Annotated in this window: 18 protein-coding genes; 1 reads left to right on the top strand and 17 read right to left on the bottom strand. The window is 68.3% G+C overall.

Annotation, left to right across the window (positions count from 1 at the left end; translation table 11 throughout):
* Nucleotides 1-49: 49 nt before the first annotated feature.
* From ACGTNG_RS05095 to ACGTNG_RS05050, 10 genes are all read right to left on the bottom strand, one after another.
* On the bottom strand, nt 50-364 hold the full coding sequence (locus ACGTNG_RS05095; RefSeq protein ID WP_394575858.1) for a chaperone modulator CbpM: 315 nt from the start codon (nt 362-364) through the stop codon (nt 50-52).
* 3 nt (nt 365-367) lie between these two features.
* Nucleotides 368-1,309, bottom strand: a complete 942-nt coding sequence (locus tag ACGTNG_RS05090; protein ID WP_394575857.1) for a DnaJ C-terminal domain-containing protein — start codon at nt 1,307-1,309, stop codon at nt 368-370.
* 148 nt (nt 1,310-1,457) lie between these two features.
* The gene (gene arsJ, locus ACGTNG_RS05085; protein WP_394575856.1) at nt 1,458-2,687 is read right to left on the bottom strand and encodes an organoarsenical effux MFS transporter ArsJ; all 1,230 of its coding nucleotides are present in this window, start codon (nt 2,685-2,687) and stop codon (nt 1,458-1,460) included.
* Nucleotides 2,680-3,738, bottom strand: a complete 1,059-nt coding sequence (locus ACGTNG_RS05080; protein WP_394575855.1) for an ArsJ-associated glyceraldehyde-3-phosphate dehydrogenase — start codon at nt 3,736-3,738, stop codon at nt 2,680-2,682. Before ACGTNG_RS05080 ends, arsJ begins: the two co-directional genes overlap by 8 nt.
* Before the next feature lie 99 nt (nt 3,739-3,837).
* A complete protein-coding gene (gene chrA / locus ACGTNG_RS05075; protein WP_394575854.1) occupies nt 3,838-5,055 on the bottom strand; it encodes a chromate efflux transporter in 1,218 nt (405 codons plus the stop codon).
* Nucleotides 5,056-5,075: 20 nt separating this feature from the next.
* The gene (pstB, locus tag ACGTNG_RS05070; RefSeq protein WP_394575853.1) at nt 5,076-5,930 is read right to left on the bottom strand and encodes a phosphate ABC transporter ATP-binding protein PstB; all 855 of its coding nucleotides are present in this window, start codon (nt 5,928-5,930) and stop codon (nt 5,076-5,078) included.
* A gap of 64 nt (nt 5,931-5,994) precedes the next feature.
* Complete coding sequence (pstA, locus tag ACGTNG_RS05065; RefSeq protein ID WP_394575852.1) at nt 5,995-7,161, bottom strand: phosphate ABC transporter permease PstA; 1,167 nt, start codon at nt 7,159-7,161, stop codon at nt 5,995-5,997.
* 18 nt (nt 7,162-7,179) lie between these two features.
* Complete coding sequence (pstC, locus tag ACGTNG_RS05060; RefSeq protein ID WP_394575851.1) at nt 7,180-8,436, bottom strand: phosphate ABC transporter permease subunit PstC; 1,257 nt, start codon at nt 8,434-8,436, stop codon at nt 7,180-7,182.
* Between the two features lie 115 nt (nt 8,437-8,551).
* Nucleotides 8,552-9,565 (bottom strand): substrate-binding domain-containing protein, encoded by a 1,014-nt coding sequence (locus ACGTNG_RS05055; RefSeq protein WP_394575850.1) that lies wholly within the window; start codon nt 9,563-9,565, stop codon nt 8,552-8,554.
* A gap of 125 nt (nt 9,566-9,690) precedes the next feature.
* Entirely contained in the window at nt 9,691-10,890 is a 1,200-nt protein-coding gene (locus tag ACGTNG_RS05050; RefSeq protein ID WP_394576174.1) for a Bcr/CflA family multidrug efflux MFS transporter, read from the bottom strand.
* Nucleotides 10,891-11,050: 160 nt separating this feature from the next.
* On the opposite strand from ACGTNG_RS05050, the gene tal reads away from it, so the two are divergent.
* On the top strand, nt 11,051-11,989 hold the full coding sequence (gene tal / locus ACGTNG_RS05045) for a transaldolase (protein WP_394575849.1): 939 nt from the start codon (nt 11,051-11,053) through the stop codon (nt 11,987-11,989).
* 48 nt (nt 11,990-12,037) lie between these two features.
* Here the strand turns inward: tal and ACGTNG_RS05040 are convergent, their stop codons facing one another.
* The 7 genes from ACGTNG_RS05040 to ACGTNG_RS05010 all read right to left on the bottom strand — a co-directional run bounded on the left by ACGTNG_RS05040 (nt 12,038) and on the right by ACGTNG_RS05010 (nt 22,976).
* Nucleotides 12,038-12,547: an STAS domain-containing protein gene (locus ACGTNG_RS05040; protein ID WP_394575848.1), complete on the bottom strand. Its 510-nt coding sequence runs from the start codon at nt 12,545-12,547 to the stop codon at nt 12,038-12,040.
* Nucleotides 12,534-13,748, bottom strand: coding sequence for a PP2C family protein-serine/threonine phosphatase (locus ACGTNG_RS05035; RefSeq protein WP_394575847.1), 1,215 nt, complete (start codon nt 13,746-13,748; stop codon nt 12,534-12,536). The genes ACGTNG_RS05040 and ACGTNG_RS05035 overlap by 14 nt, the downstream gene beginning before the upstream one ends.
* Before the next feature lie 12 nt (nt 13,749-13,760).
* Nucleotides 13,761-14,528, bottom strand: coding sequence for an MlaA family lipoprotein (locus tag ACGTNG_RS05030; protein WP_394575846.1), 768 nt, complete (start codon nt 14,526-14,528; stop codon nt 13,761-13,763).
* Nucleotides 14,529-14,593: 65 nt separating this feature from the next.
* Nucleotides 14,594-15,706, bottom strand: coding sequence for a beta-ketoacyl-ACP synthase III (locus tag ACGTNG_RS05025; RefSeq protein ID WP_394575845.1), 1,113 nt, complete (start codon nt 15,704-15,706; stop codon nt 14,594-14,596).
* The gene (gene hrpA / locus ACGTNG_RS05020) at nt 15,703-19,719 is read right to left on the bottom strand and encodes an ATP-dependent RNA helicase HrpA (protein ID WP_394575843.1); all 4,017 of its coding nucleotides are present in this window, start codon (nt 19,717-19,719) and stop codon (nt 15,703-15,705) included. Before hrpA ends, ACGTNG_RS05025 begins: the two co-directional genes overlap by 4 nt.
* Nucleotides 19,720-19,813: 94 nt before the next feature.
* Nucleotides 19,814-21,175, bottom strand: a complete 1,362-nt coding sequence (locus ACGTNG_RS05015) for an MBL fold metallo-hydrolase (protein ID WP_394575842.1) — start codon at nt 21,173-21,175, stop codon at nt 19,814-19,816.
* A 124-nt stretch (nt 21,176-21,299) separates the two neighbouring features.
* On the bottom strand, nt 21,300-22,976 hold the full coding sequence (locus ACGTNG_RS05010; RefSeq protein WP_394575841.1) for an AMP-binding protein: 1,677 nt from the start codon (nt 22,974-22,976) through the stop codon (nt 21,300-21,302).
* Nucleotides 22,977-23,029 lie beyond the last annotated feature (53 nt).

Here is a 23,029-nt window from a genome sequence, read left to right as displayed (position 1 = left end):
GGCACGCCGGCCAGCAGGCCGAGCACCGCTCGCGCCATAGGGAGCGGGACTAGTCGTCGCTCAGCCCGGCGGCCCGGAGTCGCTCCTTGAGTCGCTGGTTCTCCTCGATCAGGTCGGCCGCCAGGGCGGCGAGCTCGGGCGCTGCCTCGAAGTCACGTTCCAGCTGACACAGCCGCCGGGCCCGGGTCAGGTCGCGACTGGTGAAGCGCCAGCTCGCCACATAGGGCGACCCATAGGCCAGCAGGCCGCTCTCGATGCGTTCGACGACCCACCCGACCTCGACCGAACAGGCGCGCGCCAGTTCCTCGAGCGTCAGGGTCGCCTCGTCGATCAACTCGCCGCTGGCGATATGCCGCTGTGCCATGGCCTAGCCTCCCCTCCGCCGACGCGGATCGAAAGCGAGCTCCCGCGCCATGGTCTCATAGAGCTCCCTCGCCCTGTCCGTATCGGCGGGAGGCAGCACCACCTCGAGCTCCACGTAGAGATCGCCCGGCTCGGGCCCCGGAATCCCGCGCCCCTTCAAGCGCAATTGGCGCCCGGACTGTGAGCCGGCGGGCACCTTCACCTTGACCACCCCCGACGGCGTCGGCGTCTCGATGCTGGCTCCCAGGGCGGCCTCCCAGGGGGTGACCGGCACGCGTTGATGCACGTCCCGTCCCTCGACCCGATAGCGCGTATCCGGGGTGAAGTGGATCTCCAGAAAGAGGTCACCCGCCGGGCCTCCTCCCATGCCGGGACCACCCTGGCCGGAGAGACGGATATGCTGGCCCACCTTCACCCCCTTGGGGATGCGCACGTTGAGGGTGTGCTCTCGGGACACCACGCGTCCTTGGGCGTCGACCCGGGGCACCTGCAGGGTGATTGCCCGGGTAGCGCCGTGGTAGGCGTCCTCGAGATCGATGACCACCTTGGCATGACGATCCTCGCCACGCATCTGATAGCCGCGGCTCCCTCGCCCTGCCCGGCCGCCCCGGCCGAACAGGTTGGCGAAGAAGTCGCTGAACTCCCCGAGGTCGGCCTCTTCGAAGCCTCCCCCGCTGAACTCGAACCCTGCATCCCAGTCCGGTGGCGGCTGGAAATCCTGGCCCGACCGATACTGCTGGCCCAGCTGATCATAGGCGAGCCGCTTCTCCGGGTCGGTCAGCACCGCCTTGGCCTCGTTGATCTCCTGCATGCGCAGCTCGGCGCCCGGCTCCTTGCTGACATCAGGATGATACTTGCGAGCCAGTTTGCGATACGCCTTCTTGATCTCCTCGGCCGTCGCGGTCTTCTCCACCCCGAGAACCTGATAGTAATCCTTGAACTCCACGTGCAAGCACTCCGGCGGGAGGCCCGTCACTGCGGCCAGGATGACACGCGCGTCACGCCTGACAGGACATGGGCGATTGACTCAAGCCTAGTCGAAGATGACCGAAGGACGTGGCCGTACACCGCCGCGTTCGCCTGAGCAGCTGACATCAGCGGGCCGCTGCCTCCCGCGGCAGCGCCAGGGCCATCAGCGCACTTCCCACCACCAGCGCCGCCGAGACCCACAGGCAGGCGGTGAGCCCCTGACTCTGATAGAGCCACCCGGAGAGCAGGGTTCCGACGAGGCGCCCCATGGCGTTGGCCATGTAGTAGAAGCCCACGTCCATGGAGACGCCGTCGGCCCGGGCATAGTGGACGATCAGGTAGCTGTGCCAGCTGGAGTTGACGGCGAACAGCACCCCGAAGGCCAGCAGCCCCGCAACCAGCCAGCCGACCTCGGCCAGGGGCAGCAGCGCCAGTCCCGCCGGCAGTCCGGCCAGCAGCAGCGCCAGCGCCACGGTGACGCCGCGCGGGCTATCGCCAAGCCGGGCGGTCAGCCGCGGCGCCTGGGTCTGCACCCCGCCGTAACCGATGACCCAGAGGGCCAGCAGGCCGCCCACCGTCCAGTGGCTCCAGCCGTGCTGGTCATAGAGGAATACCGGCAGCGCCACCACGAACCAGACGTCCCGGGCGGCGAAGAGACAGAGCCGGGCCGCCGAGAGCATGTTGACGGCCCGGGAGGCGGAGAACACCTCGGTGAACTTCGGCTTGTGCTTCTGGCGCCCCAGGTCGGCCTTGAGCTGCACCAGCGAGAGCGCCAGCACCGCTACCAGCATCAACGCCATGGCGATAACGGCGCCACGAAAGCCGATCAGCGTGAGCAGCACGCCGCCCAGGAAGAAGCCGGCCCCCTTGAGCGCGTTCTTGGAGCCGGTGAGGATCGCCACCCAGCGATAGAGCGCGGAGCCGGCGGTGGGGCTGTCGCTCGGCACCAGCACCTTCACCGCGCTCTTGGCACTCATCTTGTTGAGGTCCTTGGCGATCCCCGACAGCGCCTGGGCGGCCATCACCCAGGGCACCGTCAGCGCGGCCGCCGGCACCATCAGCATGGACAGCGCCACGATCTGCAGGGCGAGGCCGGCATTCATGGTGCGGTTGAGCCCCAGGCGCGCGCCCAGCCAGCCGCCCACCAGGTTGGTGATCACGCCGAAGGCCTCGTAGAAGAGGAACAGCAGCGCCACCTCCAGCGGCGAGTAGCCGAGCTGGTGGAAGTGCAGCACCACCAGCATGCGCAGGGCGCCATCGGTGAGGGTGAAGGCCCAGTAGTTGCCGGTGATCAGCAGATACTGACGCACCTCGAAGGGCAGCCCCCGCAGGCGCGCGGCAAGCGATTCAGCCACGGCCCACCCGCGCGCTTCCGGCCGGCGAACGCCCCACCTTGAGGGCCAGCTCGGCGGTGCGGTTGGCGTAGCCCCACTCGTTGTCGTACCAGGCGTAGAGCTTCAGCTGGGTACCGTTGACCACCATGGTGGAGGGCGCGTCGACGATGGCGCTTCGCGGGTCGGTGCGGTAGTCGATGGAGACCAGCGGGCGCTCCTCATAGCCCAGGATGCCGACCAGCTCACCGTCGGCCGCCTGTTTCAGGGCGGCGTTGACCTCCTCCACCGTCACCTCGCGCGCCAGCTCGAAGACCATGTCGGTGAGCGAGGCGTTGGCCAGCGGCACGCGCACGGCGTGGCCGTTCAGCTTGCCCTCGAGTTCCGGGAAGATCGCGGTGATCGCCTTGGCCGAGCCGGTGGTGGTCGGAATCAGGCTCATGCCGCAGGCCCGGGAACGGCGCAGGTCCGGCTTCCGTGGAGAGCTGGGGGCATCGAGGATGACTTGGGTGTTGGTGATGTCGTGCACCGTGGTCATCGAGCCATGGCGAATACCGAAGGTCTCGTGGATCACCTTGACCACCGGCGCCAGGCAGTTGGTGGTGCAGCTCGCCGCGGTGACGATGCGATGGACGTCCGGGTCATAGGCGTCGTCGTTGACGCCCATCACCACGTTGAGCACGCCCTCCTCCTTCACCGGCGCGCTGACCACCACCCGCTCGACGCCCTGGTCGAGGTAGGCCTGGAGCGCTTCCCGGGTCTTCATCTTGCCGGAGCACTCGAGCGTGACGTCGCAGCCGGACCAGTCGGCCGCGGCGATGGTGTCATGGCGGCTGAAGGCGATTCGCCGGCCGTCGATCACCAGGACCTCCTCCTCGGCGCGAATGCCTGCACCAGGCGCCCAGCGGCCGTGGACCGAGTCGAACTCGAGCAGATGGGCGAAGGTGGCGGCGTCGCCCCCCGGGTCGTTGAGGCGCACGAGGTCGGCCTCCCCGGCCGCAATGCGCGGCCAGAGGCTGCGCAGGGCGAGGCGGCCGATGCGACCGAGGCCGTTGATGCCGATGCGAAGGGTCATGGTCTCTCCTGATGGGATCGGGCCGTGGAAAACATACGGAATTCCATATATATCGACGGCGAATGTCAATCCCGTGACGGCGATCGGCGCGTCTCGCGATCAGGGGGCGATGAGCGGCCCCGCCAGTGCCAGCAGCCCCACCACCGTCCAGGCGGGCAGTCGCCAACGCACCAGCAGCAGGAAACCGGCCAGCGCCAGGGCGAACGGCTCGGGCCCGAGGATGACGCTGGTCCAGACCGGATCGTAGAGCGCCATGCCCAGGATCCCCACCACCGCGGCGTTGGCGCCGCGCATCGCCGACTGGGCGGTGGCCCAGTGGCGCAGCCGGTTCCAGAATGGCAGCACCGCCACCAGCAGCAGCAGCCCCGGCACGAAGATGGCCACAAGCGCCAGGGCGGCGCCGATGAGCCCGCCCGGCCCGATGGCGAGCAGGCTGCCGAGATAAGCCGCGAACGTGAACAGCGGGCCGGGTACCGCCTGGGCGGCGCCGTAGCCCGCCAGGAAGGTCTCCGGCGAGACCCAGCCGGGGGCTACCAGCTCGGCCTCGAGCAGCGGCAGCACCACGTGCCCGCCGCCGAACACCAGCGCCCCGGCGCGATAGAAGGCGTCCAGCAGGTCGAGGGTCGACGAGGCAGCGGCGAGGGCCAACAGCGGCAAGCCGCCGAGCAGCGCAAGGAACACCGCCAAGGCGACGCCGCCGGCCCGGGGCGAGACGGGCAGCGACAGCACCTCGCGAGGGGCCGCCGCCTCGGCGTCCTGGCAGAGGGTCAGGCCGCCCAGGAGGCCCAGCAGGATCGCCGCCAGCTGCCCGAGGTGCCCGCCCACCAGCACCACGGTGACGACCGCCGCCAGCGCGATGCCGGTGCGACGCCGGTCCGGACAGAGGCTCTTCGCCATGCCCCACACGGCCTGGGCGACGATGGCCACCGCCGCCACCTTGAGGCCGTACACCAGCCCCGCGGCCACGGGCCCCGTGGAGAGGCTCGCGCCCCAGGCGAAGACCACCAGCGCCAGCGCCGACGGGAGGGTGAAGGCGATCCAGGCCAGGGCCGCGCCCCAGGCGCCGGCGCGCAACAGCCCCAGGGCGAAGCCCACCTGACTGCTGGCGGGCCCGGGCAGGAACTGACAGAGCGCCACCAGGTCGGCGTAGTCCGCCTCGGTGAGCCAGCGACGGCGCGTCACGAATTCATGCCGGAAGTAGCCCAGATGCGCGACGGGGCCGCCGAAGGAGGTCAGGCCCAGCACCAGGAAGGCCCGGAAGACCTCCCCCGGGCGCCCCGGCCGACGGGCCCCGCCGTCGTGAGACGCCGCCGGCATGTCTAGCCGCTCGGCCACGCCTAGCCGTAACGGCCGGTGATGTAGTCTTCGGTCTTCTTGGTGTGGGGGTTGGAGAACATCGTCTTGGTGTCGTTGTACTCGATGATCTCACCGAGGTGGAAGAAGGCCGTGTAGTCGGCCACCCGCGCCGCCTGCTGCATGTTGTGGGTCACGGTGATGATGGTGAACTGCCGCTTGAGCTTGTCCATCAGGTCCTCGATGGTCGCCGTGGAGATCGGGTCCAGGGCCGAGGTCGGCTCGTCCATCAGGATCACGTCGGGCTGCACGGCGATCGCCCGTGCAATGCACAGGCGCTGCTGCTGGCCGCCGGAGAGCGAGGTGCCCGGCTGGTGCAGCTTGTCCTTGACCTCCTCCCAGAGGCCGGCATCGCGCAGGGCCCGCTCCACCAGCTCGTCCTGGTCCGACTTGCGGCCCACCAGGTCGTGCATGCGCGGCGCGTAGGCGACGTTCTCGTAGATCGACTTGGGGAAGGGATTGGGCTTCTGGAAGACCATCCCCACCCGGCGACGCAGGGCCACCTCGTCCATCTTGACCGCGTTGACGTCGCGACCGTCCATCTCCACCAGCCCCTCGATGCGCACGTTGGGGATCAGGTCGTTCATGCGGTTGAGGCAGCGCAGGAAGGTCGACTTGCCGCAGCCCGAGGGCCCGATCAGCGCCGTGACGTTCTTCTGGAAGACATCGATGTCGATGCCCTTCAGCGCCTGGCTCTGGCCGTACCAGAGGTTGAGGTCGCGCACGCGGATGGAGAGCTCGTGATGGGCATCGTCGTTGCGCGTCACCGGCTGACCGCGTTGCTGCTCCCTGTTCTGCTGTCCCGGGCCGTCCTGGCCGGACCTGTGTTGAGCTGACATCGGCGCACTACTCCGCTCGGCAACTTGCATGTTCATCTGAGGATATCCTGTGTCGTGTCGATGGCTACCAGCGACGCTCGAATTTCTTGCGCAGCACCACCGCCGTGGCGTTCAGGGTGATGAGCACGGTCAGCAGCACCAGGATGCCGCCGGAGGTCTTCTCGATGAAGGCCCGATCGGGCTCGCCCGCCCAGGTGAAGATCTGCGCCGGCAGCACCGTGGCCGCCTCGGTGAAGGAGGTGGTGACGTCCGGGATGAAGGCCACCATGCCGACGATGATCAGCGGCGCGGTCTCGCCCATGGCCTGGGCCAGGCCGATGATCGAGCCGGTCATGATCCCCGGCAGCGCCAGCGGCAGCACGTGGTCACGCACCACCTGCCAGCGTGAGCAGCCCACCCCGAAGGCGGCGTGGCGGATCGATTCCGGCACGCTGCGCAGCGCCGTGCGGGTGGCGATGATGATCACCGGCAGGGTCATCAGCGCCAGCGTCAGGCCGCCGACCAGCGGCGAGGAGCGCGGCACGCCGAAGAAGTTGATGAAGATCGCCAGGCCCAGCAGGCCGAAGAGGATCGAGGGGATCGCCGCCAGGTTGTTGATGTTGATCTCGATGGCCTGGGTGAAGCGGTTGTCCGGAGCGAACTCCTCCAGGTAGACCGCCGTCATCACGCCGATCGGGAAGGCCACCGCCAGGGTCACCAGCAGGGTCAGCAGCGTGCCCATGGCCGCCGAGGCGATACCGGTCAGCTCGGGCATCTTGGAGTCGCCGCGGGTGAAGAAGGTGGTATTGAAGCGCAGCTCGGCGCGCCCCTGCTCCTCCAGACGGTCGACCACGGCCTGCTCGCCGGCCTTGAGCTTGGAGTGGTGGCCCTTGAGGTACTGGTCGACCTGGCCGTCGGCGAGCACCCACTCCATGCGGGTGGTGCCCAGCAGGTCGGGATTGTCATCCATGCGCCCGGGAATCAGGCGCAGGTAGCCGCGGCTGACCAGCGAGCGGACGTCCTCGTTCACGGCGGCTAGGGGCAGCTGGCTGGCCTGTTCGCTGTAGTCGACCTGGACCTGGATCTGGGCCTGCTTGAACGCCGGCAGGCCCTTGACCAGCATGTCGGCGAAGAACAGCACCAGGAAGAGCCCGGCGAGCCCCAGGGCCCCCATGGAGATCCACTTCAGGCGCGCCGACTTGCGGTGGCGGCGCTTGAGCTGGGCGCTGATGTCGTCGAAGGATTGACTCATCGGAACGTGTCCTCGGCGTTACAGGTTGTTGACCCGGTACTTCTCGCGGAAACGGCGAATCATGATCACCGAGACCAGGTTCAGGCTCAGGGTCACCACGAAGAGCACCAGGCCCAGTGCGAAGGCGGAGAGGGTCTCGGCGCTGGCGAACTCCTGGTCGCCGGTCAGGGCGGCCACGATGCGCACCGTCACGGTGGTCATGTCTTCGAGCGGGTTGGCGGTCAGGTTGGGCCGCATGCCGGCGGCCATCACCACGATCATGGTCTCGCCCAGCGCCCGGGAGACCGCCAGCAGCGAGGCGGAGATGATCCCCGGCAGGGCCGCCGGGATCACCACGTCACGGATGGTCTCGCCCTTGGTCATGCCCAGCGCCAGCGAGCCCTGGCGCATGCTGTCGGGCACCGAGGTGATCACGTCGTCGGAGAGCGAAGAGATGAACGGGATGATCATGATGCCCATGACGATGCCGGGCGCCAGCGCGTTGTTGAAGGAGGCCTCGAACCCGAAGAAGCCGGCCACGCTGACGATGATCGGCGCCACGGTGATGGCGGCGAAGAAGCCATAGACCACGGTGGGGATACCGGCCAGCACCTCGAGCACCGGCTTGGCCACCGTGCGCACGCGGGCGGGGGCGAACTCGGCCATGTAGATGGCCGCGAGCAGGCCGATGGGAATCGCCACCAGCATCGCCACGGCGGTGATCATGAAGGTACCGGCGAACAGCGGCACCGAGCCGAACTGGGCGGCGCTGGCGCCTTCCTCGGCGCGACCGGCGGCCTCGAGGAAACTGGCGCCCGGGTTCCAGGTGGTCCCGGTGATGAAGTCCCAGAAGTTCTGCATCTGGAAGAAACGCAGCGCCTCGCCGATGATCGAGACCAGGATACCCAGGGTGGTGAAGATGGAGATCAGCGCGGCGCCGGCCAGCACGAAGCGGATCACCCGCTCGATGGCCTGGCGCGCATGGAAGTCGGGACGCACCATCAACATGCCGATGGCGAGTCCAAGGCAGGCCACGACCAGGCTGCCGGTCAGCAGATAGAGGGTGGGGATCTCGGCCCCCAGCAACAGCAGTGCGAAGCCGCCCACCGCGCTGACCAGCAGCGCCGGTCCGGCCGTCGTCAGCACGGTGAACCAGGCGTACTGGTCGGGCTGGGCGAACATGGCCGTGCCGCTGGCCCGCACGCGGGACGCCTTGGCACGCCCCAGGAAGAAGGCTATCAGACCCAGCAGCAGCAGGGCGCCGCCGAACATGGCGAGTATCTGGTTGGTCTGCATAGGAGTCTCTCGAAGGAGTTCATCCGCGGGCGGGGCGACACCGGCCCCGCCCGTCGAAACGTGAGCCGGCCGACAGCCCTCGGCTGCCGGCCGGGTGGTGCAGAACGAGCCGGCGTTACTTCAGATCGGCCAGTTCGAGGGTCTCACGGTTCTCGACGTCCTGGCGCGCTTCCTCGCGCATCTCGGCGGGCGCCGGAATCAGGCCGATGCCCTTGAGGTAGCCTAGGTCACCGATCATGGTCTCGCTCATGAACAGGTCGGCGTAGGCGTACATGGCCGGCACCTCGTCGGCGTGCTGGTTCTTGATGTAGAAGAACATCGAGCGCGACACCGGGTACTCACCGCTGCCGATGGCATCGGGGGTCGGCGCGACGCCGTCGATGCTGGAACCGATCAGGGTGTCGGCATTCTCCTCGAGGAAGGAGTAGCCGAAGATACCGAAGGCATCGGTGTTCTCGGCCAGGCGCTGAACGATCAGGTTGTCGTTCTCGCCGGCGTCGATGAAGGCGCCGTCGGTGCGGATGTCGGTGTAGCCCTCGCCACCGTAGGCGTCCATCTCCTCGGAGGCGGCTTCCATCACCAGCTCCTCGAAGGCATCACGGGTGCCGGAGGTGGTGGGCGGGCCGTAGACGGCGATCTCGCGCGCCGGCAGGGCGTCGTCGATCTCGCTCCACTGGGTGTAGGGGTTGTCGACCAGCTCACCGTCGACCGGCACCTGGGCGGCCAGGGCCAGGAAGATCTGCTCGCGGGTGACGTCCATCGCCTCGTTGGCGTTGGACTGGGCGAAGGCGATGCCGTCGTAGCCGATGAAGGCCTCGGTGATGTCGGTGACGCCGTTCTCTTCGCAGCGCTCGAACTCGGAGGGCTTCATGCGGCGCGAGGCGTTGGTGATGTCCGGCGTGTCGTCGCCGACACCGTTGCAGAACAGGCGCAGCCCGCCACCGGAACCGGTGGATTCGATGACCGGCGTCGGGTACTCGGTGGTGGCACCGAACTCCTCGGCCACGTAGCTGGCGAACGGGTAGACGGTGCTGGAGCCGACGATGCGAGCCTGCTCGCGGGCCTGGGCGACACCGGCCACGCCGATCACGGCGGCAGCGATGGCGGTGGTCTTGAGGATGCGGTTCATGGAGCGATCTCCTGTCGAGAAAGGGATTCATCCTTCGCGACACACACGTTGCCTCAGGAACGTGACAGCTTCATGACAGTCCGCGCTGACGCCCTCATTCGCGCCTCGCCTTCACGCCTGCGCCATCAGGTGGCGGGCGTGGCCTCCCGACCGGCGCGCCCCACGAGCCCCCGCAGGGCCAGGTTGCCGGCCAGCGAGACCGCCAGCATGGTCAGCACCATCGGCCAGGCGCTGTCGATCTCGAAGCCGCTCACCACCACCCCGGCGAGCGCCCCGCAGGTGAACTGGATGCTGCCGAGCAGCGCCGTGGCGGTGGCGCTCATGTGGCTGAAGTGCTCGAGCAGCGAGGCGATGGCGTTGGGCGTGATCAGTCCGACCATGCCCATGAACAGCATGATCAGCGGCACCACGGTATAGAGCGAGTCCTGCCCGGAGGCCACCAGCAGGGTCAGGCAGCACGCCACGCCAAGCTGCACGCCGAGACCGAGGCGCATGTTCTGCTGGGGGCTGCGGCGGCGCAGCAGGCGGATGTTCACGCGATTCGAGGCCGCCATGACCACCACGTTGGCGCCGAAGACCACCGGGTAGATCGCCGGCGACACGCCGTAGTGGGTGATGTAGAGAAACGGCGAGGCGGTGATGAAGGCGAACATGCCGGCGAAGGTCGAGGCCACCGCGAGCACATAGCCCATGCCCTCACGGTGGCGCAGCACGCTGGCGTAGTTGCGCAGCACCTGCCGCGGCGAGGCCGTGGGGGCGTCCGGCGCGCGGGTCTCGGGCAGCTTGGTGCCCATCAGCCAGAGCAGGAAGGCCGCATAGACCGCCAGGAAGACGAAGATCAGCCACCAGTCGGCGAGATAGAGCAGCCCGCTGCCCACCGCCGGGGCCGCCAGCGGCGCCAGCATCATGATCATCGCCATGGTCGACATCACCTTGGCGGCCTCGCGCCCCTGGAAGCAGTCGCGCACTATGGCCGCCGAGTTGACCACGCAGGCACCCCCGCCCAGCGCCTGCACCAGGCGCCAGGAGAGCAGCTCGCCGAGGCTGCCCACCGTGGTCAGCATCAGGCTCGCCAGCAGGAAGATCACCAGGCCCGTGAGCAGCACCGGCTTGCGCCCCAGCCGGTCGGAGAGCGGCCCGCCGGTGAGCTGGCCGAGGGCGAAGCCGGCCAGGAAGGTGCTGATCGACAGCTCGGTATGATGGATGCTCGCGCCCACCGCCTCGGCCAGGGCCGGCATGGCGGGCAGGTAGGCATCGATGGCGAAGGGAGCCAGGGCGGTATTGGCGGCGACCAGCAGGGCCACGCGCCGGGAATTCAGGGTCAACAAGGCGCCTCCCACAGGGCTCTTGGCAGAGAAGGAGTGGATCGCGACAAAAGATAGAGGGCTAATGATAACCCAAAATCCGCTCGCTGGCCCGGCCGCCTATATTCGCCCGGGCTGCCTTGCTAGAGTGAACGCCATGACAACCGGAGGGATCCCCACCATGGCAGACGACCTGCTTTCACAACTCAAGACCATGACCACCGTGGTGGCCGACACCGGCGATCTCGAGGCGATTCGTCGCTTCGAACCCACCGACGCCACCACCAACCCCTCGCTGATCCTCCAGGCGGCGCAGCACGAGAGCCGCCGGGCGCGGCTGGGCGAGATCGCCCGCCACGCCACCGATATCGACGATGCCCTGGACACCGTGGCCGTCGAGATCGGCAGCGAGATCAGCGCCCTGGTGCCCGGCTTCGTCTCCACCGAGGTCAGCGCGCGACTCTCCTTCGACACCGATGCCACCCTGGCCCGGGCCCGTGCGCTGATCGAGCGCTACGGCCGCCACGGGGTCGGTCCCGAGCGGATCCTGATCAAGGTCGCGGCGACCTGGGAGGGGATTCGTGCCGCGCGGATCCTCGAGCGCGAGGGCATCCACACCAACCTGACCCTGCTGTTCAGCTTCGCCCAGGCCCGCGCCTGCGCGGATGCCGGCGCAACTCTGGTCTCGCCGTTCGTGGGGCGGATCCTCGACTGGCACAAGGCCCAGGATCCCGAGGCCGACTTCGAGGGCGACCGCGACCCGGGCGTCCAGTCGGTGAAGCGCATCTACGAGCACTTCAAGGGCCACGGCTTTGATACCATCGTGATGGGCGCCAGCTTCCGCAACAGCGGCGAGATCCTCGCCCTCTCGGGCTGCGACCGGCTGACCATCTCCCCGGCGCTGCTGGAGGAGCTGGCCGGCACCGAGGCGCCGCTGACGCGTCGACTCACACCGCTGGACGCCGAGACGAGCGCGCCGGAGCCGCAGGACGAGGCGGAGTTCCGCTGGTCGATGAACGAGGACGCCATGGCCACCGAGAAACTGGCCGAGGGCATCCGCAAGTTCATGGCCGACCAGCGCAAGCTGGAGACGCTGCTGGGAGAGCTCAGGAGGGGGTGATCGGAGACGGGCGGCCTGGGCGGCCGGGCCGCCTCGATGGGCGCCCGTCTAGGAGTCGTGGGAGGCGGCCTGCTGGGCCTCGAGCATCTCCACCAGCGGCTGGAACTCCTCGCGGTTATGCTCGTTGAGGCGCATCAGGATGCGATGCGCCTCGAGCACCCGCTGGCGGGTCTCCTCCACGTCGGTGGGGATCTCGGGCAGGTCGCGGAGGTCATGCGCCTCGGTGATCGGCGATTCCACCAGGGTGAAGATGCGCGAGAACCCCATGACGTCGAGCATGCGCTGGACATCGGGATTGTCGGCGATGATGGTCGGCGGCTCGCTGACCCGTCCCTGCACCGCCATGGCCACCTTGGCGAGAAAGCCCAGAGCGGTGGAATCCACGTTGGTGGTGTCTCTCAGGTCGATGATCAGGGTCTCGAGGCCCGGCGTCTCCGCGAGCTGCTGGGCCTGGCGATCCAGGGTCGCACAGAGCGTCAGGCGCACATCCCCGCACAGCTTGAGGACGAAGACCCCCGATGCAAACGCTGCCTTGATGCGGCCCTCATGATTTATCATTGCCAAATCCGCTCAACACCATGATCGTCAGGTCGTCTGGCAGTTCCTCATGCCCCGGTGCACTCTGGGCCACGACTTCATCATCGTCGGCCAGATGCTCCAGTGCAAGACTGCCACGTAGGTCCTCCAGCGTCTCGCTGGCCAGGACCCGCCGCTCGAGTTCCCTGAGCCGCCCTTCCAGGGTATCCCCCGGCAGACACTCCAATATGCCATCCGAACAGAGCCACAGCCGAAAGTTCTCCGGCAGCGGACAGCCCAGGCTCGGGTAGTCGACCCCGGGGAAGAGGCCGACCGGCATCCCCTCGCCGGGCAGCGCCTGCACCTCGCCGTCGGTCACCAGCAACGGCATGGGCAGCTGCGCGCCGAGGGAATAGTGGAGATAACGGCGCCGGTGGTCAATCACCCCGACGAACAGGGTCGCGTGCTTGCCGATGCCGGCATCCAGCAGTTCGCGGTTGAGCGCCTCCAGCCAGCGCGGCGCCAGCCTTTCGGGATGCTCGCCGTCCCACTCCTGCTGCCAGCGATTGGAGAGGTATTTCAGCAGCACGGTGACGAAGGCCGAGGAGGCGCCGTGGCCGGAGACGTCGGCGAAGTAGAACAGGCTGTAGCGCTCGTCGAAGCCCTGGAAGTCGAGGAAGTCCCCGGAGAGATAGAGCGAGGGCGCCAGCCAGTAGTCGAAGGTCACGCCCTGCAGGGTCTGGGGACGGGGCGGCAGCAGCTTGCGCTGGATCTGGCCGCCGGCCTGCTGGTCGAGGCGCAGCATCGCCAGGTGGGTCTCCAGGCTCTCGTTGAGCTCCTCGAGGTTCTCGTTGAGATGCGCCAGCCGGGTGCGGTCACGCTCCCGCTCGGCGGCCAGCCGATGCACCTCGATCGCCTTGACGATCATGCGCCGCAAGAGCGAGCCGTGGCGCAGCGGATCGATGATGTAGTCCACCAGGCCCGCTTCTACGGCCTTCAGCAGATCGGCGTCCTGACGATCGTCACTGACCACCAGGGTCGGCAGCCGCTCGGCCAGGCGCTCCCACTCGGCGCGCGAGACCGCCCGCGCATGGGCGACGATCAGCGCCGTCTCCGGCGGCAGCTCCTCGATCCCGGAGGCGGCGTATACCGCCAGGTCGTCACGGGCGATCGTCTGGGCCAGGGCGTCACGCTCCGGGCCCGGGAGGTCGATCACGCCGATCAGTTGCTTGGCTGGTGGCATGCGGTCATGGCCTCATTCGGCGAAGGCGTCGTCGAAGTCCGCCTCATCGAAGTCGAACTCGTCGCTGGCGAAGGGATCCTCGCCCAGCTGTCCGTCGTTGACCTCGAAGCGACGCTGCTGAAGGTAGGCATCGCGGATGAAGCTGTAGCGATCGCCGCTGATCAGCGCCTCCTGGTCGAGCAGCCCGGCACGAGCATCGATGATCTGGAGGGCGCGCAACCCGTAGCGGACCGTGTCGTCTTCCACGTAGGTGAGCGGGTAGGTGTACGCGTCCACCGGGAGCCCCGCCGTATCGCGCACGGTGCTCGGTCCCAGCAGCGGCAGCACCAGATAGGCCCCCTCCCCGACGCCCCAGGCGCCGAGGGTCTGGCCGAAGTCCTCTTCACGGCCGGTGATGTCCATCCGCGTGGCGACGTCGAAGAGCCCGCCGATGCCGACGGTGGTGTTGATCAGGAAGCGACCCGTGGAGACGCCGGCGTTGCCCCCCTTTCCCTGCAGCAGGCTGTTCAGGGTGGTACGGATCTCGCCCAGGTTGGAGAAGAAGTTGCCGACACCCGTCTCCACCGGATCCGGGGTGATGAAGCGATAGCCCTGGGCGACAGGCTTCAGCGCATAGCGGTCGACCACGTCATTGAAGGCGAAGACCTTGCGATTGAAGCCCTCCCAGGGGTCGTCGGGATGTCGCTCGCGCATCTCGCCACTGCTGGCGCAGCCCGCGAGCAGTGCCAGCGCCACCACCAGGGCACCGCGACCCGCCCACCGGGTCATCGCCCCTGCCATCATCCCGTTCCTCTCACGTCCGTTCATCGGGCACTATCGCCTCCCTGCGGTTACTGTCTTGACGCTCATTGGCGACGCACCACTACGCTGCCGGCACTGTAGCCCGCGCCGAAGGAACAGACCACCCCGAGTGCGCCGGACGCGAGGTCGTGACGATGCAGGTGGAAGGCGATGATCGAGCCGGCCGAGCTGGTATTGGCGTAGCGATCGAGGATGATCGGCGCCTGTTCGGCCTCAGGCTCATGGCCCAGCACGCGCCGGGCGATGAGGTCGTTCATGTGGCGGTTGGCCTGATGCAGCCACAGGCGCGCCAGGTCACCGCCGGTGAGCTCCAGGCTTGCCAGGTGATCGGTGATCAGCGCCGCCACCATCGGGCAGACTTCCTTGAAGACCCGGCGCCCCTCCTGCACGAAGAGTCGGTCGGTGGCGAGCGGGTCGCTGTCGGTGACGCGATCGAGGAAGCCGGCGTTGTTGCGAATGGCGTTGGAGAAGCGCGTCGTGAGCCGGGTGCCGAGGATCTCGAAGCGCGACTCGGCGCTGGCCACCTCGTCGCTCTCCAGCACCAGGGCGGTACAGGCATCGCCGAAGATGAAGTGGCTATCGCGGTCGCGGAAGTTCAGGTGGGCCGAGCAGATCTCGGGATTGACCACCAGGGCACGCCGGATGCTGCCGGCGCGGATGGCGTTGGCGGCGGTCTCGATGGCGAAGGTCGCCGAGCTGCAGGCCACGTTCATGTCGAAGGCATAGCCGCCGGCACCCAGCGCCGCCTGCAGCTCCACGGCCACCGCCGGGTAGGGGCGTTCCAGGTTGGAGCAGGCGACGATCACCAGGTCGATCTCGCGGGCCGCCACACCCGCCGCGTCCAGCGCCTCGCGGGCCGCGGCCTGGCCCATCTCGCACTGGATGGAGGGCTCGTCATTGCCACGCGGCGCGAGCCGCGGTCGCATGCGCTCGGGATCGAGGATCCCCTCGGCATCCATCACGTAGCGGCTGTGGATGCCCGACGCCTTGACGATGAAGTCGCTGCTCGAGTGCTCGAGGCGCTCCTCGACGCCGGCCTCGGCGCGACGCGCGTTCTCGGCGTCCACCCAGGCATTGAACGAGGCCACCAGGGCCGCGTTGTCGATGGCATGGGACGGCGTGAACAGCCCCGTGCCGGTAATCACTGCGTGGGTCATGCGCTTCTCCCTGTGAGTTCGGCCCAGCGTTTCTCCAGGCGCTTGGTGGAGACCGGGAAGCGGGTGCCCAGCTGCTGGGCGAAGAGCGAGACGCGCAGCTCCTCGATCCACCAGCCGAACTCCACCAGCGCCGGGTCTTCCACCCCACCGCGCCGTTCGCTCTCGCGGCGAGCCGCCAGGCGCGCCTCGAAGTCCTGGACCTCCTGCATGTGCATCTGGTCGCGCATGCGCTCCCGCGGCGCCTTCTCCAGGCGGATCAGCGCCGCCTCCATGTAGCGGGGGTACTCCTCGAGCCACTTGCCGGCCTCGCTGACGAAGCCGGGGTGCACCAGGCGCTGCATCTGCGCCTTGAGGTCACTGTACACCAGTGCCAGGGCCAGGTTGAGGTTGCCCTTCAGCGCCTTGGTCACCGCCAGGTGGCCCTGAAGCGCCTGCTCGAGGGTCGCTACCAGGGCCTCGGCGCGGGGCAGCAGCGCGTCGCCGGTGGCCTCGAGTCGCGCCGCCAGCTCATCGCGGGAGCGCGGCAGCGGGTCGGTGGCCACCACCTGGCGAAAGACCGCCGCCACCACGTCCTCGATGAGCGTGCGCTTGCCGCCCACCTTGGCGAACAGCAGCGCGCAGGTGGAGAGCCCCTTCAGCCGCTCGATGGCGCGCGCCTGGTCGGGGCACTGCGCCATGGCCGCCTGGACCACGCCGGCGCGATGGGCCTCGCGGGCCTTGTCGGGATGATCGCACAGCTCGACCCGGTAGGCCTCCCCGGCGGGCACCAGGGCGGGATAGGCCTCCACCCGGATGCCCGCCTGGGTGGTGACCCGGGACTCGGGCAGCGGCGTCTCGGGCAGGGCCGAAAGCTCGTCCTCGTCGCTCGCCTGCTCGGCCAGGGCCCGGGCGCCCTCTCCCGCGGCGGCCTCGAAGCGGCGCTCCAGCTCGCGGGCGTCGCGGCCCTGGCCCAGGGGCTCGCCGCGATGATCGACCACCCGCAGGTTCATCACCAGGTGGGGCTCCAGGGCCTCGAGGTTCCAGTCGTCGGGGTGCAGGCGCACGCCGGTCTTGCGGCGCAGGAACTCGCCCAGCGCCTCGGTGAGCGGCACGTCGTCCGGGATCATCGCCTCCAGGGCGGCGTCCACCCAGTCGGGAATCGGCACCACCTGGCGCCGGATCGCCTTGGGCAGCGACTTCATCAGGGCGATGCACTTCTCGCGCAACAGGCCCGGCACCAGCCACTCCAGCCGCGCCAGGGGCAGCTGGGGCAGCATGGCGGCCGGCACGGTCAGCGTCACGCCGTCGTCCGGGGCGCCGGGCTCGAAGTGGTAGGCGAGCGGGTAGCGCACGCCGTTGAGCGTGAGCTCGTCGGGGTAGTCGGCCTGGGTGACCTCGCCGGCCTCGCGGGCCAGCAGGGCCGCGCGGTCGAACTTGAGGATGTCGGGGTCCTCGGCCTCGGCTTTCTTGCGCCAGGCCTCGAAGCCCTTGCCGTTGACGATCTCGGCGGGGAGGCGCTCGTCGTAGAAGGCGAAGAGGGTCTCCTCGTCGACCAGGATGTCACGCTTGCGGGCACGATCCTCGAGGTCCTCGACCTCCTCCACCAGCGCCCGGTTGTGGGCGAAGAAGTCGCCGCGGGTCCTGAACTCGCCCTCGACCAGCGCCCGGCGGATAAAGAGCTCCCGGGACGCCGCCGGGTCGATCGGCCCGAAGTTGACCTTGCGCCCGGTGACGATGGGCAGGCCGAACAGCGTGACCTGCTCGGTGGCCACCACCTGGGCGCGCTTCATCTCCCAGTGGGGCTCGGCGTAGGAGCGCTTCACCAGGTGGCCGGCCAGGGGCTCGATCCACTGGGGCTCGATGCGCGCCGCGGTGCGGGCGAAGAGCTTGGTCGTCTCCACCAGCTCGAAGGCCATCAGCCACTTGGGCGACTTCTTGGCGAGCCCCGAGCCGGGGTGGACGACGAACTTGCGGTTGCGCGCCCCCAGGTACTCGCGGTTCTCGGTGAGCAGGCCGATATTCGAGAGCAGCCCGGTGAGCAGCGCCTGGTGCAGGGCGACCGCGCGCTTGCGGCCGGCCTCGCGGCGCGCCTTGTCGTCGCCCTCCTCCTGGGCCTCGATCGGTGCCGGCGGCGGCACCTCGATCTCCATGTCGCGCAGCAGCTGGCGCAGCTGGCGGAAGGTATCGTGCCACTCGCGCAGACGCAGGTAGTTGAGGTAGTGATCCTTGCACCAGCGGCGCAGCCGGTTGCCCGAGAGCTCCTCCCGGGCGGCCTCGAAGCCGTGCCAGAGGTTGAGCAGCGCGACGAAGTCGGAGTCGGGGTCGTGCCAGCGGCGATGCGCCTGGTCGGCGGCCTGGCGCTTGTCGGCCGGGCGGTCGCGGGGATCCTGGACCGCCAGGCCGGCGACCACGATCAGCACCTCGCGCAGCCCCCCCTGCTCGGCGCCGGCCAGCACCATGCGCGCCAGGCGCGGATCGATGGGCAGTCGGGCCAGCTTGCGCCCCAGCGGGGTCAGGCGGTTGCCCGCATCCACCGCGCCCAGCTCGAAGAGCAGCCGGAAACCGTCGGTGATGAAGCGCGCGTCCGGCGGATCGACGAAGGGAAAGGCCTCGATGTCGCCGAGCTTGAGCGAGAGCATCGAGAGGATCACCGAGGCCAGGTTGGTGCGCCGGATCTCGGGGTCGGTGAACTCGGGGCGGGCGAGGAAGTCCTCCTCGTCATAGAGGCGGATGCAGACGCCCTCGGCCACCCGGCCGCAGCGGCCCTTGCGCTGGTTGGCGCTGGCCTGACTGACCGGCTCCACCGGCAGGCGCTGGATCTTGGCCTTGTAGCTGTAGCGGCTGATGCGCACCAGGCCCGGGTCGATGACGTAGCGGATGCCCGGCACCGTCAGCGAGGTCTCGGCGACGTTGGTGGAAAGCACGATGCGCCGCCCCGCGTGGGAGGCGAAGACGCGATTCTGCTCGGCGTTGGAGAGCCTTGCATAGAGCGGCAGGATCTCGGTGCCGCGCAGGTCGGCCCGGCGCAGAGTGTCGGCGGTCTCGCGGATCTCGCGCTCACCCGGCAGGAACACCAGGATGTCGCGGGGCCCGTGGAACCAGCCCTTCTCGCGCTCGATCCGCTCGATCTCCTCCACGGCGTGGAGGATCCCCTCCTGCAGGGTGCGGTCCTCCTCGTCGTCGTCATCGCGCACCAGGGGCCGATAGCGCACCTCCACCGGGTAGGTGCGCCCGGAGACCTCGACCACCGGCGCCGGCTCGTCCCGGCCCTCGGCGTCGCGAGTGCCGAAGTGCGCGGCGAAGCGCTCGACGTCGATGGTCGCCGAGGTGATGATCACCTTGAGGTCGGGCCGGCGGGCGGTGAGGCGCTTGAGGTAGCCCAGCAGGAAGTCGATGTTGAGGCTGCGCTCGTGGGCCTCGTCGATGATGATCGCCTCGTAGCGGCTGAGGTCGGGGTCGTGGCGGGTCTCGGCGAGCAGGATGCCGTCGGTCATCAGCTTGACCAGGGTCTCGTCGCTGCTCTGGTCGGTGAAGCGCACTTGGTAGCCGACCTGCTCGCCGAGCGGCACCGCGAGTTCCTCGGCCAGGCGCGTGGCCACCGAGCGCGCCGCCAAGCGCCGCGGCTGGGTGTGGCCGATCAGCCCACGACGCCCCAGGCCCAGCTCCAGGCAGAGCTTGGGCAGCTGGGTGGTCTTGCCCGAGCCGGTCTCGCCGGCGACCACCACCACCTGGTGCTCCTCGAGCGCCGCCAGGATGTCCTCGCGACGCTCGGCCACCGGCAGCGACGCCGGGTAGTCGAGGGTGACAGGGCACGCTCGGCGTCGTTCCACCAGTTCTCGCGACCGCTCAATCGCCCGCCGGACCTCGGCGAGGCCGCGGTCCACGGGCTTGCCTTCCTTCAGGCGGCGGCGCAGGCCGCGCAGGCGTTTCTCGAGGCCGACGACGTCGCGGCGCATGACGTCATCGAGTTCCCGTTCGAGCGCGGCCAGTGCCTGGCGATCAGAGGATGCATGGTCGGATGTGGTGGTGCTCAAGGAAACCTCATCGAGTGAAACACAACGCGATTTGCCCCGGGCGAACCCGGGGCAAATCAACGATTATATCGCTCCCAGGGGGAGATGTCCGGGGTCAGTCGACAATCTGGCAGCCCACCGCCTGGCATGCCGCCATGGATCCCAGGCAGTTCTCGACCCTGTCGAAACCATGGCGTTTCAGGAGAGAGGCGGCGACCGCCGCACGCTTGCCGCTGCCGCAGAAGGTCACGATCGGCACCTCTTTGGGCAGCTCATCGAGCCGGTCGGGCAGATGGCCCAGGTAGATATGCCTCGCCTCGGGCAGGTGACCTGCCTCGTATTCCTCGATGCCCCTCACATCCAGCAGCACGAACGCTTCATCCTGCGCATAGCGCTGCTTCAGGGTCGAGGCCGCGATGGTCGGCACCACACCGTAGTCGGCACCACTCGCTTCCCAGGCCGTCATACCCGGCGTCAGATAGGCCTCCACCCGGTCATAGCCCAGACGGTACAGCTCGCGCAATGCCCGATCGAGGTCGGCATCGTCGTCCAGCACCAGTCCCAGCGGTGTGTCATAGGACACCAGCCAGCCGATGTAGCCCGGCGCCACCGCCGTGGGCATGGAGAGACTCCCGGGAATATGCGCACCGCAGAAGGCCTCGGGCGTGCGCAGGTCGAGCACCGTCATGTCACGGCCGCAGCGTTCGGCGAATGGTCCGGGTGGCAAGGCACTGGGCCGCGGCAGAGCATCATGCTCGATGCCCTGGTCATTGAGCGATTCCATGCGCCGGAAATAGGGGGGCTGGTAGTGATGCTCCTGACTCTTGGTGCGGATGAACGCACTACGATCGAGCTGAAGCATGGGGTTGTAGCGCCGCTCATAGCCCAGGGTGGAGAACTCGCGCTCGGCCATCCCGCTGCCGCACACCGAGCCTGCCCCATGGGCCGGATAGAGCTGGACCCCATCACCCAGAGGCAGCAGCTTGCCGAAGAGGCTGTCGTAGAGCTTGCCGGCCATTTCCTCGCGGCGCTCCGGGTAGAAGTCCGTGCGCCCCACATCGCCGATGAACAGCGTATCGCCGGTGAACACGGCCACGGGGGCATCGCCGAAATCGCTGTCAGCCAGAGTCAGCGAGATGCTGTCCAAAGTATGGCCCGGCGTTTCGAGCACCGTCAGCCGGGCCTTGCCGATATCGAAGTGCTCGCCGTCGGTGGCCGGCTGCGCGTGGGCAACCTGACCGGCCTGGCCATGGAACACTCGCGCCCCGGTCATCTCTGCCAGGCTGCGCGACCCCACGACATAGTCCTCGTTGCGGTGAGTCTCGAAGACATGGGTGATGTTGGCGCCTTCCCGCCTGGCGATATCGAGGTAAACATCGATATCGCGCCGGGGATCTATCACGGCGGCCGACTGACCGTCGATCACCATGTAGGACAGATGGGCGACACCTTCCGACTTTATCTTCTCGATGCGCATCGCTCTCTCCTTGGATCGTCGAACGGGGCGGATGAGCTGCCCCACAACCCGACACTGGTGCTCCAGGGCAGGCATTTCAATGACGCCGCGACAACCGGTCTCAGTCTCGGTGCTCCCCCTAAGCTTAGGCCCCCGCCTGTTCCTGCTCCTCGTCGCGCAGCTGGCGACGCAGCACCTTGCCCACGTTCGTCTTGGGCAGCTCGTCGCGAAACTCCACGAACCTCGGCACCTTGTAGCCGGCGAGCTCCTTGCGACACCAGGTGCGCAGGGTATCGGCATCGAGGCCCTCGTCGCGGGACACCACGAACAGCTTGATGGCCTCGCCGCTGGCCTCGTCCGGCACCCCCACGGCCGCCGATTCCACCACCCCCGGATGGGCGGCGACGACGTCCTCGATCTCGTTGGGGTACACGTTGAAGCCCGACACCAGGATCATGTCCTTCTTGCGATCGACGATGCGGATATAGCCGTCCGGCTGGAGCACGGCGATGTCACCGGTGTGGAACCAGCCCTGATCATCGATCGACCTCGCGGTCTCGTCGTCGCGGCGCCAGTAGCCCTTCATCACCTGAGGGCCCCTCACGCAGAGCTCCCCCGCGGCCTCAAGGGGGGCGTCCCGGCCGTCGGCGTCCAGCACCTTCACCTCGGTGCCCGCCACCGGCTTGCCGATGGTGCCCAGCTGGATGGCGTCCACGGGATTGAAGCTGACGATGGGCGAGGTCTCGGTCAGGCCGTAGCCCTCGGCCACCTGGCAGCCGGTGACCTCCTCCCAGCGGGTCGCCGAGGCGCGGGTCAGGGCCATGCCGCCGGAGATGGTCAGGTGCAGCCGCGAGAAGTCGAGCCCGCGAAAGTCCTCGCGGTTGCACAGCGCATTGAACAGCGTATTGAGCCCGATGAAGCCGGTGAAAGGCACCTGCTTGAGCGTCTTGACGAAGCCGTCGAGGTCGCGGGGATTGGGAATCAGCACCGAATGGTTGCCGGTCTCCATCATGAACAGGCAGTTCACCGTGAAGGTGTAGATGTGGTAGACGGGCAGCGGCGCGATGATGGTCTCGACGCCCTCCCCCAGCGCCGGCCCGATCGCCTGGCGGGCCTGCAGCATGTTGGCCACCAGGTTGCGGTGAGTCAGCATGGCACCCTTGGCGAGCCCGGTGGTGCCGCCGGTGTACTGCAGGGCGGCGATGTCGTCGGGCTCGCGGCTCACCTCACGGTGAGCATGCCGGGCACCGGTGGCCAACGCCCGGCGAAACGGCGTGGCGCCGGGCAGCGAGAAGGCCGGCACCAGCTTCTTGACGTGCTTGACCACGCTGTTGATCAGCACACGCTTGGGGAAGGGGTGCAGATCGCCGAGCTCGGTCACCACCACCTGCTCGATGCCGGTCCGCTCGAGGATGTTCTCGAGCTTGGCGGCCATGTTGGCCAGGATGACGATGGCGCGTACCTCGGCATCCTTGAACTGATGGGCCATCTCGCGCTCGGTGTAGAGCGGGTTGGTATTGACCACCACGAGGCCGGCCCGCAGGGCGCCGAACACCGCGACCGGGAACTGCAGCACGTTGGGCAGCTGGATGGCGATGCGATCCCCGGGCTCAAGGTCGGTCTCCTGCTGCAGCCAGGCCGCGAAGTGGCCGGAGAGATGGTCGAGCTCGGCGTAGCTCAGCACCCGCCCCATGCAGCTGAAGGCCGGCTTGTCGCCGAAGCGCGCCACCGAGGCGTGGAAGACCTCCATTACCGAGGCATAGCCATCGAGTTTCTCGAGGGGCTGACCGGTCAGGATGGCGGGCGTGGCGTTCTCGCTCATGGGCTATCTCCATGCTGCGGCCGATGTCGATACCGGCCTTATTGTTCTCCACG

This window comes from Halomonas sp. B23F22_3, assembly GCF_043496965.1.
Lineage (GTDB): Bacteria > Pseudomonadota > Gammaproteobacteria > Pseudomonadales > Halomonadaceae > Halomonas.
This window is presented reverse-complemented; position numbering and strand designations above follow the sequence as displayed.

Excerpts from the sequence above, each read along its gene's own strand:
- ACGTNG_RS05095 (WP_394575858.1), bottom strand. The coding sequence starts at position 364 with ATGGCACAGCGGCATATCGCCAGCGGCGAGTTGATCGACGAGGCGACC.
- ACGTNG_RS05080 (WP_394575855.1), bottom strand. The coding sequence starts at position 3,738 with ATGACCCTTCGCATCGGCATCAACGGCCTCGGTCGCATCGGCCGCCTC.
- chrA (WP_394575854.1), bottom strand. The coding sequence starts at position 5,055 with ATGCCGGCGGCGTCTCACGACGGCGGGGCCCGTCGGCCGGGGCGCCCG.
- pstB (WP_394575853.1), bottom strand. The coding sequence starts at position 5,930 with ATGTCAGCTCAACACAGGTCCGGCCAGGACGGCCCGGGACAGCAGAAC.
- pstA (WP_394575852.1), bottom strand. The coding sequence starts at position 7,161 with ATGAGTCAATCCTTCGACGACATCAGCGCCCAGCTCAAGCGCCGCCAC.
- pstC (WP_394575851.1), bottom strand. The coding sequence starts at position 8,436 with ATGCAGACCAACCAGATACTCGCCATGTTCGGCGGCGCCCTGCTGCTG.
- ACGTNG_RS05055 (WP_394575850.1), bottom strand. The coding sequence starts at position 9,565 with ATGAACCGCATCCTCAAGACCACCGCCATCGCTGCCGCCGTGATCGGC.
- tal (WP_394575849.1), top strand. The coding sequence starts at position 11,051 with ATGGCAGACGACCTGCTTTCACAACTCAAGACCATGACCACCGTGGTG.
- ACGTNG_RS05040 (WP_394575848.1), bottom strand. The coding sequence starts at position 12,547 with ATGATAAATCATGAGGGCCGCATCAAGGCAGCGTTTGCATCGGGGGTC.
- ACGTNG_RS05035 (WP_394575847.1), bottom strand. The coding sequence starts at position 13,748 with ATGCCACCAGCCAAGCAACTGATCGGCGTGATCGACCTCCCGGGCCCG.
- ACGTNG_RS05030 (WP_394575846.1), bottom strand. The coding sequence starts at position 14,528 with ATGGCAGGGGCGATGACCCGGTGGGCGGGTCGCGGTGCCCTGGTGGTG.
- ACGTNG_RS05025 (WP_394575845.1), bottom strand. The coding sequence starts at position 15,706 with ATGACCCACGCAGTGATTACCGGCACGGGGCTGTTCACGCCGTCCCAT.
- ACGTNG_RS05015 (WP_394575842.1), bottom strand. The coding sequence starts at position 21,175 with ATGCGCATCGAGAAGATAAAGTCGGAAGGTGTCGCCCATCTGTCCTAC.
- ACGTNG_RS05010 (WP_394575841.1), bottom strand. The coding sequence starts at position 22,976 with ATGAGCGAGAACGCCACGCCCGCCATCCTGACCGGTCAGCCCCTCGAG.